Source organism: Pseudoalteromonas atlantica (assembly GCF_043641955.1).
GTDB classification, from domain to species: Bacteria; Pseudomonadota; Gammaproteobacteria; order Enterobacterales; family Alteromonadaceae; genus Pseudoalteromonas; species Pseudoalteromonas atlantica_A.
This window is the reverse complement of sequence record NZ_JBHZRV010000011.1, coordinates 17,305-30,047: the sequence shown is the minus strand read 5'-3', so window position 1 is coordinate 30,047 and position 12,743 is coordinate 17,305. Positions and strand designations below refer to the sequence as shown.

Annotated in this window: 10 protein-coding genes; 2 read left to right on the top strand and 8 right to left on the bottom strand. The window is 39.3% G+C overall.

What is annotated here, in order from left to right; translation table 11 throughout:
- Window positions 1-3: 3 nt before the first annotated feature.
- Complete coding sequence (locus tag ACHUE3_RS17385; RefSeq protein ID WP_394193598.1) at window positions 4-981, top strand: sensor domain-containing diguanylate cyclase; 978 nt, start codon at window positions 4-6, stop codon at window positions 979-981.
- Between the two features lie 80 nt (window positions 982-1,061).
- Here the strand turns inward: ACHUE3_RS17385 and ACHUE3_RS17380 are convergent, their stop codons facing one another.
- The 4 genes from ACHUE3_RS17380 to ACHUE3_RS17365 form a co-directional block, all read right to left on the bottom strand.
- Window positions 1,062-2,573 (bottom strand): SpoVR family protein, encoded by a 1,512-nt coding sequence (locus ACHUE3_RS17380; RefSeq protein WP_394193597.1) that lies wholly within the window; start codon window positions 2,571-2,573, stop codon window positions 1,062-1,064.
- Between the two features lie 21 nt (window positions 2,574-2,594).
- Entirely contained in the window at window positions 2,595-3,878 is a 1,284-nt protein-coding gene (locus tag ACHUE3_RS17375; RefSeq protein WP_394193596.1) for a YeaH/YhbH family protein, read from the bottom strand.
- A 31-nt stretch (window positions 3,879-3,909) separates the two neighbouring features.
- Entirely contained in the window at window positions 3,910-5,832 is a 1,923-nt protein-coding gene (locus ACHUE3_RS17370; RefSeq protein WP_394193595.1) for a PrkA family serine protein kinase, read from the bottom strand.
- Window positions 5,833-6,240: 408 nt separating this feature from the next.
- Entirely contained in the window at window positions 6,241-6,822 is a 582-nt protein-coding gene (locus ACHUE3_RS17365) for a superoxide dismutase (protein WP_058560727.1), read from the bottom strand.
- Window positions 6,823-7,097: 275 nt separating this feature from the next.
- Between ACHUE3_RS17365 and ACHUE3_RS17360 the strand changes: the two genes are divergently transcribed.
- Entirely contained in the window at window positions 7,098-7,436 is a 339-nt protein-coding gene (locus tag ACHUE3_RS17360; RefSeq protein ID WP_099297064.1) for a Grx4 family monothiol glutaredoxin, read from the top strand.
- Window positions 7,437-7,484: 48 nt separating this feature from the next.
- Here the strand turns inward: ACHUE3_RS17360 and ACHUE3_RS17355 are convergent, their stop codons facing one another.
- The 4 genes from ACHUE3_RS17355 to ACHUE3_RS17340 form a co-directional block, all read right to left on the bottom strand.
- Entirely contained in the window at window positions 7,485-8,801 is a 1,317-nt protein-coding gene (locus tag ACHUE3_RS17355; RefSeq protein WP_394193594.1) for a sensor histidine kinase, read from the bottom strand.
- Complete coding sequence (locus ACHUE3_RS17350) at window positions 8,801-10,129, bottom strand: sigma-54-dependent transcriptional regulator (protein ID WP_394193593.1); 1,329 nt, start codon at window positions 10,127-10,129, stop codon at window positions 8,801-8,803. The genes ACHUE3_RS17355 and ACHUE3_RS17350 overlap by 1 nt, the downstream gene beginning before the upstream one ends.
- 83 nt (window positions 10,130-10,212) lie before the next feature.
- The gene (locus tag ACHUE3_RS17345; protein WP_394193592.1) at window positions 10,213-11,418 is read right to left on the bottom strand and encodes an ABC transporter permease; all 1,206 of its coding nucleotides are present in this window, start codon (window positions 11,416-11,418) and stop codon (window positions 10,213-10,215) included.
- A 9-nt stretch (window positions 11,419-11,427) separates the two neighbouring features.
- Complete coding sequence (locus tag ACHUE3_RS17340) at window positions 11,428-12,741, bottom strand: ABC transporter permease (protein ID WP_394193591.1); 1,314 nt, start codon at window positions 12,739-12,741, stop codon at window positions 11,428-11,430.
- Window positions 12,742-12,743 lie beyond the last annotated feature (2 nt).

The window sequence follows — 12,743 nt, the reverse complement described above, 5'->3', positions numbered from 1 at the left end:
ATTATGCCAGCAGCTGATTTTAATATGAATGAAATCCATTGGTTAATGGATATGTTTAACACTGTCGATGTCGGCTTGGTAGTGTTAGATCGCGAGTATAAAGTGTGTATCTGGAATGGCTTTATGGAAAATCATTCTGGTTTATTGCCAAGTGCTGTTAAAGATAAAGACTTATTCGACCTTTTTCCTTCGATTGATGAGAAATGGTTTCGCAGTAAATCAGAATCAGTATTTGTTTTAAAAAATCGCTCGTTCACCATATGGGAGCAACAACCCTACATTTTCCGCTTCAAAAACTACAGGCCTATTACAGGTAAAGCGGATCATATGTATCAAAATGCGACTTTTATTCCACTATCTAATGTTAGAGGTGAGGTAAGTCACATTTGCATTATTATTTATGATGTTACAGATGTAGCCGTAAATAAAAATGAGCTCGAAGAACTCAATAGCAAGTTAGAGCTAATGAGTCAAACGGATGCTTTAACTAAATTGAACAACCGTGGTCACTGGGAAGATTCTCTCAGAAAAGAATTCTTACGGATAAAAAGAAGTTCTGGCACAAGTTGTTTATTGATGTTTGATATAGATCACTTCAAAAAAATCAATGATCAATATGGTCACCGCTGTGGTGATGAAGCTTTGCGTCATATCGCTGACTTGCTCAGAAAAACATTGCGTGAAACGGATGTAGCGGGTCGCTATGGTGGCGAAGAGTTTGCAGTCACACTACTTGATACAGATAAAGCAGGCGCTGAAATTTTGGCAGAAAGGCTTCGTAGTCTAATTGAAGCATCCTCAATCTATTTTGATGGAGAACAAATAAAAATGACCATTAGTATTGGTCTTGCTTGTTTTCAAGCTGATTTTGAACGCTATGAAAAGTGGATTGAAGCTGCTGATAAAGCGCTTTATATGTCAAAAGATAAAGGGCGAAACTGTATTACAGATTACATTAGCTTACAGCAAGCTCAAGATTAATAAAAATGACGCTCAGCGTCATTTTTATTACCTAATATTAAATACCGCTTTTTAATATTCAATATAGTGTACACCCACTATTATAATGTGTGTTGTGAGTCATCAATAGGGCATTGAGCAAGTAATGTTACCTCATCTGATGTGGACTGCTGCTCTAGCTTAACCTTAAACCCCCATAAGCGATAAAGGTGTTTAAGCACTTCATCATATGAATCAGCTAGAGGTATGTTTTGATGGGGAACATAACGCAAAGTTAAGGAGCGATCGCCACGTACATCTACATTGAAGACTTGTAGGTTCGGTTCATGATTACTCAAATTATATTGTGCAGATAATGTTTCACGCACTTTATGGTAACCACTGTCATCATGAATAGCACCAATTTCTAAAGTGGGATCCTTCTCATGGTCGATAATAGTAAATAACTTAAAGTCTCGGATGAGTTTTGGCGATAAAAACTGGCTAATGAAGCTTTCATCTTTGAAATTTTCCATTGCAAAATGAAGTGTTTCTAGCCAATTACTACCCGCATATTCAGGGAACCACTGTTTATCTTCTTCCGTAGGGTTTTCACAGATACGTCTAATATCCACCATCATATTAAAGCCAAGAGCATAAGGATTTATACCTGAATAATATTTGCTATTGTAAGGGGGCTGATACACAACATTGGTGTGGCTTTGTAAAAACTCTAGCATAAATGAATCAGTGAGTTTTCCTTCATCATAAAGGTGATTCAAAATGGTGTAATGCCAAAAAGTGGCCCAGCCTTCATTCATTACTTGGGTTTGTTTTTGTGGGTAAAAATATTGTGATATTTTTCTTACAATACGAATTATTTCACGTTGCCATGACTCTAATAATGGCGCGTTTTTTTCAATAAAGTACAGAATGTTTTCTTGTGGTTCAGAGGGAAAGTGATGCTCACTTTTTTTGGCCTCTTGATGCTGCACCGGGATTGTGCGCCAAAGTTCATTTACTTGAGATTGCATATATTCTTCACGTTCTTGTTGACGTTTTTGCTCTTCAAATAACGATATTTGCTGCGGGCGCTTATACCTATCGACACCATAATTCATTAATGCATGACAAGAATCTATTAGCGTTTCGACTTCATCGATGCCGTACTTCTCTTCACAACGAGATATATAATTTTTAGCGAATAACAAGTAATCAATAATTGAACCGGCATCTGTCCATGTTTTAAAAAGGTAGTTCCCTTTAAAAAACGAATTATGCCCATAACACGCATGTGCCATTACCAGAGCCTGCATTGGTAAGGTGTTTTCTTCCATTAAATACGCAATACAAGGATCAGAATTGATCACAATTTCATAAGCAAGCCCCATCTGACCACGTTTGTAATTTTGTTCTGTTTGAATAAACTTCTTACCATAAGACCAGTGGCTATAACCAATTGGCATTCCAACGCTTGAGTAAGCATCCATCATTTGCTCTGCTGTGATTACTTCAATTTGATTTTGGTAAGTATCTAAGCGGTAATGCTCGGCAACACGGGCAATTTCATCTTGATATTGTTGCAGTAACTCAAATGTCCAGTCAGGACCATCGCTAATACGTTTATCGGTCATATAAATACCTCTTTGTGCAGTCTATGCTGCACCTTGGTGTTGACGATTCTTTTTAAATAGCTCTCGAAAAATAGGGTAAATATCTTCAACACTTTTAATATGTTGTATGGCGAAGTTGTCGTATGTTTGACAGATGGTCTGATATTCTCGCCACAGACTTTGATGAGCGCGTGTAGTGATTTCTATATAGGCATAATAACGCACTTCATCGAGCAATTTATTACGAAGGATCTGCGAACACTGAGGTGAGTCATCCGCCCAATTATCTCCATCAGATGCTTGCGCAGCATAAATATTCCATTGTGACGAATTATAGCGTTCTTTGATTATTTCGTTCATTAACTTCAACGCACTTGAAACAATGGTACCGCCGGTTTCTTGAGAATAGAAAAACTCTTGCTCATCGACCTCTTTAGCTTGAGTATGATGGCGTATATATACCACTTCTATATCTTTGTAGCTGCGTGTTAAAAACTGATACAGCAAAATATAAAAACGCTTTGCCATATCTTTGGTAGCTTGATCCATCGAGCCTGAGACATCCATAATACAAAACATAACGGCTTTGCTGGTGGGGTGGGGTTGTTTTTCATAGTTACGAAAACGCAAATCATAATTATCTATAAAAGGAACTGCTCTAATCTGCTGTTCCAATAGTTTTATATCGTGCTCAATTAAACTGATGGCTGCCAGGTCAGGCTCACTTTCTTCAAGCAGGTTTGCAAGTTGTTCATTGAGCTCTTTTAAGCGACGTTTCTTACCTGCGGTCATAGCCACACGCCGAGCTAGAGAGCCTTGTAATGACCTAACAATATCTATGTTACTTGGCATGCCATCACTGCAAAATCCGGCACGGTGTGTTTTCATTTGTACTAGTTTATCAAGCTGATTTTGCTGCAGGTTTGGCAGTTCTAAATCTTCAAACAATAAATCTAAATACTCGTCTTTTGAAATAGAAAAAACAAAATCATCCTCTCCTTCACCAGAGTCACTTGCTTCACCTTCTCCAGCACCACCGCCGGCTCCTCCCTGAGGGCGCTTTACTTTATCGCCAGTAGAGAATTGATCATTGCCAGGGTGTATTTGCTCTCTATCACCGCCCTTACCTTGATGAAAAATAGGTTCACTAATATCTCTTTGCGGAATAGAGATACTTTCACCACTGCTGGTATCTGTTACGCTGCGTTTGTTTACAGCATCAGATACCGCCTCTTTTATCTGTTTTTTATACCGTCTTATAAAGCGCTGACGGTTCAGCGTGCTTTTGTTTTTACCGTTTAGACGACGGTCTATAAAATTCGCCATATTGACCCCCTAAAAATACACCAGTCACTTATTACTGCGACTTACGAACGCGTAAGTACCACTCTGACAGCAAGCGAACTTGTTTTTGGGTGTAGCCTTTTTCGACCATGCGGTTAACAAAGTCTTCATGCTTCTTCTGATCTTCTGCCGATGTTTTGGCATTAAATGAAATAACCGGTAATAGTTCTTCGGTATTTGAGAACATTTTTTTCTCAATAACTGTCCTAAGTTTCTCATAGCTGGTCCAAAGAGGGTTTTTACCGTTATTGTGAGCGCGAGCACGTAGAACAAAGTTAACTATTTCGTTTCTAAAGTCTTTCGGGTTGGAGATACCCGCAGGTTTCTCAATTTTTTCAAGCTCTGCATTAAGTGCTTCACGGTTAAATAATTGGCCGGTGTCAGGGTCGCGGTACTCTTGGTCCTGAATCCAAAAATCGGCATAGGTAACGTAGCGGTCGAATATGTTTTGTCCATATTCAGAGTAAGACTCAAGGTAAGCGGTTTGTAACTCTTTGCCTATAAACTCAACGTATTGAGGTATCAAATAGCCTTTCAAATGACTTAAGTAGCGCTCCTCTACATCAGCAGAGAACTGTTCTCGTTCAATCTGTTGCTCTAGTACATAGAATAAATGCACAGGGTTAGCTGCAACTTCAAGCGTGTCAAAATTAAATACGCGGGAAAGAATTTTAAAGGCGAAACGGGTTGATAGCCCTGTCATTCCTTCGTCAACACCCGCATAGTCACGGTATTCTTGGTACGACTTTGCTTTAGGATCAGTGTCTTTTAATGTTTCACCATCATAGACACGCATTTTAGAGTAGATACTTGAATTTTCTGGATCTTTAAGGCGTGATAGGGTGGTAAATTTGGCCAATGTTTCCAGCGTACCTGGTGCACAAGGTGCATTATATAATTCGCTGTGTTCAAGTAATTTATCATAAATTTTAATTTCTTCAGATACACGTAGACAGTAAGGTACTTTTACGATGTAAACACGATCTAGAAACGCTTCATTGTTTTTATTATTTTTAAATGTTTGCCATTCAGATTCATTCGAGTGAGCTAAAATCATACCATTGAAGGGCAGGGCACTGATGCCTTCGGTGCCGTTGTAATTACCTTCTTGAGTCGCTGTTAGTAGAGGGTGCAGTACTTTAATAGGTGCTTTAAACATCTCAACAAACTCCATTAACCCTTGATTCGCAAGACACAATGAGCCCGAATAGGCGTAAGCATCAGGATCGCTTTGGGCAAAATGTTCAAGTTGACGAATATCTACTTTACCAACCAGTGCAGAGATATCTTGATTGTTTTCATCGCCGGGTTCAGTTTTTGCTATAGCAATTTGATTTAAAATTGAAGGGTAGCGCTTCACCACTTTAAACTTGCTTATATCACCATTAAATTCATGTAGGCGCTTAGTTGCCCATGGCGACATGATTGTTTTTAAGTAGCGCGGTTTAATGCCATATTCTTTTTCTAGTACGCCAGCATCTTCATTAACATCAAATAACGCTAAGGGGTGATCATTAACAGGGGAGCCTTTGATAGAGTAAATAGGCACTTGCTGCATTAAATATTTCAGTTTCTCTGCAATCGAAGATTTCCCGCCACCAACAGGCCCAAGCAAATAAAGTACCTGCTTGCATTCTTCTAGCCCTTGAGCAGCGTGTTTAAGATAAGAGACAATTTGCTCAATGGCTTCTTCCATGCCATAAAAATCATTAAAGGCGGGATAGCGAGCGACAACGCGGTTTGAAAACAGCCTACTGAGTCTTGCGTCAGTGGAGGTATCGACCATTTGTGGCTCACCTATCGCCATTAATAATCGCTCAGGAGCGCTGGCATAGGCAGATTTATCGGTTTTACAAATTTCTAAGAATTCAGCAATGCTGTATTCTTCTTCTTGTGCCGCTTCGTAGCGTGCTTGGTAATGCTCGAAAATACTCATGAAGACCTCCAAAAAACCTGCTTAAACTAGGTGCTGAATGATTTAAAAATAAGCAAAGGTTAATTAAAGCTTAGTCATGAATTTGAATTTTTGTGCAATAAAATTAAAAATTTATCTTAACGCCTTTTTATTTTTGTGACTTTGTGCATTTATTACGACTCTAGGTTAGGTCAAAGCTTGCTTAGCCTAAAAACCCTTTTAATTAAAGGAGATCATCGCAGGCATAAATTTAAGCGATAAAGCTTAAAATTTTATTAATTTTTAGATTTAACGTTACACGGTTGAGGTTGTTTGTGGCAAAGAGAAATAGAATTTGTAGTATAAAATTACTGTTCGAACAATATGTGATTCAACAAAAAAGGTGCCGAAGCACCTTTTGTATTAGTTAACTCTAAATAAGTTACTAAATTATGCGAAGTTTGCGTTCGCGAATTCCCAGTTAACTAGCGACCAAAAACCTTTAAGGTAATCAGGACGCACGTTACGGTAATCGATGTAGTATGCGTGTTCCCATAAGTCAACAGTAAGAACTGGAGTAACACCTGCATCAGTTAATGGTGTTGCAGCGTTAGATGTATTAACGATGTCTAAAGAACCATCTGCTAATTTAACTAACCAAGTCCAGCTTGAACCAAAGTTATTTACAGCTTTATCATTTAATGCATCTTTAAATGCATCGAATGAGCCCCATTTAGCATTGATCGCGTCAGCGATTGCGCCAGTTGGTTCGCCGCCGCCATTTGGAGATAGGCTGTTCCAGTAGAAAGTGTGGTTCCAAATTTGTGCTGCGTTATTAAATACGCCACCCTCTGAAGAACATACGATCTCTTCAAGTGTTTTGCCTTCAAACTCAGTTCCAGGGATCAAACCATTTAATTTAACAACATAAGTGTTGTGGTGTTTGCCGTGGTGAAACTCTAACGTTTCTTTTGAAATGTGTGGCTCAAGTGCATCAATTGCATACGGTAGTGACGGTAGTTCAAATGACATTTTTATCTCCATCTTCTTTTGGTTGATAGTCCGTTTGGTAATACGTAATGCCTGCTCGAACAGACCACTTATCTATACCAAACAGAATTATAGTGTTACTATAATTGTTGAGTATTTTACTCAAGTTTTAGCAAACAGCAATGCAAAACAGCAATGCAAATGCAAGACTATTTCGATTGCGGCTTTATTTGCCCATTTTAAGATACATATATGAGGCTTAATGAAAATTTTTCAAGCCATAAATATGTTCAGCTATCGTCACTTTGAGGTTGTAGATGGAAACCATTGATAAAATTAAACAGCAGATTTCAGAAAATCCAATTATTCTTTATATGAAAGGCTCACCAAAATTACCAAATTGTGGTTTTTCTTCACAGGCGTCTCAAGCTCTAATGTCTTGTGGCGAACCGTTTGCATATGTTGATATTTTACTAAATCCAGATATCCGTGCTGAACTTCCAGCTTATGCAAACTGGCCAACATTCCCACAGCTATGGATTGAAGGTGAATTAATCGGTGGTTGCGATATCATCATCGAAATGTTCCAGCGTGGTGAGTTACAACCATTGATTACTGAAACAGCAGCAAAGTTCAAAGAAGCTGACGCTGAGTAATACTGATTGCCAGTTAGAATGTTTAAAAGCCGCTGTTTAGCGGCTTTTTTATTGGATGTTATTAGGCAGTATTATGTGTACGCTTAACCCGCCTGTAGCTTGATTATGCAAACTTATCTGCCCATGGTGCGCTTCAACGATTTCTCTACATAATGCGAGCCCTAAACCACTACCACTTGATTTTGTTGAGTAAAAAGGAATAAGTGCATTGGCCATCACTTGCTCACTCATTCCCTTGCCTTGGTCGCTTACAGTTATTCGTGTGTTGTAACTATCTTGAGATAGTGCGATTGCAATATATTCTGATTTAGAGCCTGATTCATGGGCATTTTTTAGCAGGTTGATGAGAAGTTGTTCAACCTGAGTTTGATCAGCAAACGTTGTTACTGCGGTTTGCTCTGATAAATTAAATGGCCATTGATTTTGCAATTGTTGGAACAATAAAGACCAATTTATTTTTGAAAATTGTGGTGTTGGGAGTTTGGCAAACTTACCATAACCTTGAACAAATTCGTTTAGGTGTTTAATGCGCTCTTCGATAGTTGAAAATACGCGAGTAAGTCTCGCTTCATCGACTTTTTCACTGAGTATTTTGCCGCTGTGTAACATTGAGGACATAGGACCAAGTGAATTGTTAAGCTCGTGGCTGATAATACGAATAACCTTTTTCCATACTTCGACCTCTTGTCGGCTTAACTCGCGGGTTAGCTGCTTAAAGACATACAAAGTATGAAATTGATTATTAAGTAAAAGCTTTCCTGTTGATAAATGCCATGTTTGTGATTCTTGGTTTAGCTTATCCAGAGTAAACAGTCCATCTACACCGCGCTGTAAGGCGTTGCTCAGTTGTGGGTGGGCATTGGCAAATAAGTTGGAAAACTGTTCACCCTCTAATGATGCTTTGGCATTGAACAAATCACGGGCACTGTGATTACTGTAGACGATGAAGTCTCTATCGTTTTTAAGAACAACAGCCTGCGGAGAGCTTTGCAGCACTTTATCAAGCATAAGCTCACGTTGATAAATCCATTGCTTTTCCTGGCGTAGTTGTTTAGCTGTTTGGTTATAAAGTTCGCATAAATTGCCTATTTCATTGTTGCCGTTATAGGCTAGTAATGATGAGAGCTCACCATCTTTAAAGTTGAGTAAGCCAGTTTCCAAGGAATGTATTCCTTGTATTAGCGGGTTTACTAAACGCAGCGATAGATAGCTGGTAAAAACGAGAGTGAACGCACTGAAGGCAAGAGTGAAATACCAAGGAAGATGAATAAGCCAACATATTAATAAAACGGGACAGAGGGCTGCAATAGCACTAATAATCAATAACTGTGAGCGAATACTGACAAAGCGTTTTTTTGTACTCATTAATAATCAATCTCAAATTTTTGTAAACGTCTATAAAGTGCTTGCCGACTCATACCAAACTGCCTTGCAACTTTAGCGATGACTCCTTGATGTAGGTGCATAGCTTGCTCTATTTCGTGCTTAGTCACTTGCGTTTTTACTGCAGTGTTGCTTATGGTGGGGGTTTGCAATGCAAAGTTCTTTAAAGTAATCACACCCTCAGGGTTTAAAACGGCTGCTCGTTTACATGCATTTTCGAGTTCGCGTACATTGCCAGGCCAGCTATGAGACAATAATGCTTGTTCAGTGTCAACGCTGAGCTCTCTATTGTTCAAAAAGTGGTTTGTTAGCACTAAAATATCATCTGGTCGCTCAGCAAGGCTGGGTAAATTCAATTCAATAACATTGAGGCGGTAATATAAATCTTCTCTAAATTTACCGAGTTTAATTGCGTTTACTAAGTTTTCATTGGTGGCAGAAATAACTCGCACAGTAACCTTTCTTGTTTGAGTTGAGCCGAGTCGTTCAAATTCACCTGTCTGTAACACACGTAACAACTTCATTTGCCCTGACAGTGGCAGGTTACCAATTTCATCTAGAAATAATGTGCCCCCATCGGCTGCTTCAAAACGACCAATGCGTTGTTTGGTTATCCCTGTGTAAGCTCCGGCTTCTGCTCCAAATAACTCGGCTTCAATTAGCTCACTTGGAAGGGCACCGGCATTTACAGTAATAAAGGGTTGCTCATGTAGTAAGGAGTTGGCCTGAATAATGTGTGCTATGCGTTCTTTACCACTGCCATTCGGACCTGTTATTAGCACTGATACATCTGACTTAGCTACTTGAATAGCCATATTGAGAATATTTTCCATGGCTGTGCTTTTGTAAACTAAACCGACTAGTTTTGCATCATTTATACTTTTATCGCGCTCTTGTTGATGTCGCTCATAAATCGCATTTTGTTGTTTAACGTTACCAAGTTCAATTAAGTTAGTAACACACGTTAGCAGCTTTGTATCATCCCATGGTTTGGGTAGGTAATCTGCGGCACCTGCTTTAACAAGCTCTATGGCTACTTCAAGCTCTGTCCATGCAGTGATCAAAATAATGGGTAAGTGTGGATTGAGTTGCCTTAATTGATAAAAAAGAGCCTTACCTTCTTCACCAGAAGTTGTGTCTGCAGTGAAGTTCATATCTTGGATGACCAACGCAATACGTTGATATTGCACCACTTGAATAGCCTCAAATGGATTAGTGGCAGTCACAACGGCAAAGTCATGAATTTCCAGTAGTAATGATAACGCCTCTAAAACAGCGGGGTTATCATCAACGATAAGTATTTTTTCCATGAGAATATAATCGCTGTTTTTATTATCTTTATTTTAAAATGCTACACGGTATTAAACCAGTGTAGCATAGGTTGGGAATGGCTTTATATGGTTCGCGTGGCAATGCTAGGGGATATATTCGCCGCACGTCTGGCTGGACCAAATACCGCAAGCAAACTCATTACAAACACCATAATTGCGGTACCTGCTATATAACTTGTTGGCAATGCAGCAATTGAAAAATGTTGCATGAGCAATTGGCCAAGTAATAAGGCTGCGATACAACCTAGTATTAAACCAACACTACAGATCATGGCGTTTTCAACTAAAAAATAGCTAATGATGGCAGACTTTCTCGCGCCCAACGCACGACGCGTACCAATTTGTTTAGTCCGCTTACTGATATTAAATAAAGTTAAGCCGAAGATACCCAGAGCAGTTACCAGAACTAATATAGTGATGAGCACAATTAACATGCGCATCATTAAGGTGTCTTGCGCCATGTAACTTTCTTTGGCTTCATCTAAACCTCTTATTGTTACAATCACGCGTTTGTCATAGTTTTTTAGCATCTCATCTTCAATTGTACTCGTTAATTGTGCGCGTTGGCTGGCATCGGTACGGACGATAAAGTTTCCTGAAATGTTTGGGTTAATGTAAGGGATTAAAGCAACACTATCAGGGCGGCTATCTTTGAGCCAAGGGCCTTTAGCTTTTTTGATAATACCGACTATTTTAAGAGCGATATCACCTAAATATACGGTTTTACCTAAAGCATCTGTATCAGGAAATAACTCATCGGCTAGTGCTTGGGTAATGATAGTCACATTAGCACGTTGCTCATTATTATCAGTTACAATAACTTCACTTTCGTTGAAGTTTCGTCCAGCAGTAAGTTCAAGTCCTAATGTATTTAAAGCATGGTCATCAGTAAAAAAATATGACGTTCTGGCTGAAAGCCCAGGCTCAGGAGCTGGATTAATACTAAAGTCAGACGCACTGCCACTGCCTGAAAGCGGTGTATTACTAATATAAGCAGCATCAATGACGCCAGGTAACCCACGTAACATTGATTCGTCCAGCTCAAACTGCTGGTGGCTAGAAACATCATCACCAAACAACATGACATGGAATGAAAATATTTCGTCTTCAGGATAGCCTGTTTCTTGACTTAAATAGCTCACTTTATCTTCAATTATAAATGCAGCATTACTGACAATCGCAGTGGTGATAGCAATTTGAAGTAATAGCAATAAGGCGCCTATTTTTGAGCGACATAACGCGTGAAAAATCGGTTTTATCTCTAACATAATATGCCCCTATTGGCTCTTAAGGTAAATTGCAGGGTTGGTTTTACATACTAACCAAGCAGGATAGAGTCCGGCTAAGATACAGGTTGTAATTGCAATAATGGGTGCACTGAGTAGCATAGTGATGTCCATAGTGGCGATTGATGAGTAGTAATCATAACTTTGACGAACACCCCACAGTCCTAATTGCGCAAGTACGATACCGATCAAACCACCGAAACATCCGAGCATTGCAACTTCAACAAGGTGTTGTAAAAATATCTGCCGTTTACTGGCCCCTAAAGCGCGGCGTACACCGACTTCAGGCGCGCGACGTAAAAATTTTGCTAACAATAAGCCAAGAATATTGGCTAAACATACGGCTAAAAACATAAAGCTTAAGGCGACCAAGATTTTATTGTCTTCACTGATTACATTGTTGTATTCCATCCATTGGTTAACATCACGTAAGCTGTAAATAAGCTCTTTACGATTAAAACGGCCACGCTTTTGTTGCTCTTCCATATAGGCCATTAAAAAGGTTTCATAGTCTTGTTTTTGCTGTGCGTTGTTTAATTCCACCCAAAATTGAACCCATACCATTTCTGACTGTAGCTTCGCTTTAAAGCTTCTAACGTCTTCATGTTTCCAGCCATTGGTATTACCCCAGTTACCAAGTTCCTTCGCTTCAACAAGGCCAAATGGTAAAAACATGCTCTCAGGTTCGTTAAAAGAACCATTATTCAAATCGTAGTATTTAACCACTAAAGGCCAGTTCTTTGTGACGCCAATAACTTCATAGCTTTCGTTATCAAGGTAAATAATATTGCCAACGGAGTTTTCACCACCAAATAGCCTTTCATTCAACTCTTCACTTATGACAACGACAGGGGCTGCGTTTTCTTCTTGCTGTTGCGACCACTTATTGCCATATAAGAACTCGAGTTGAAACATGTCAAAAAATTCAGGCGTGGTCATCCGCGCACTTTTGCTAAAAGGCTTAACGGTGTCTGAGTCGGTATAGATAGAAAAGCCACTTCGTAGCATACTTAAGCGTTTACCTTCAGTATTAGCACGATATAAGTTGGTCGCATCTTTGTATGTCAACTGAAGAGGTAAATTATCGTTTGTCCACCACGTGTTATCATCATCCATTATTTGCAGTTGCACACTAAACAGCTGGCTGCTTTTACTAGGGATAGGGTCGCTCGCCATCATGTGATAAACACTTAGGCTTGTCATGGTGACACCAATACCAATGGCAATGGCTAAAACCATTAATAAGCTCACCAATGGCGTGCGTTTAAAGCTACGCCAACTTAAATCAAAGTAATGTAATAGCATGG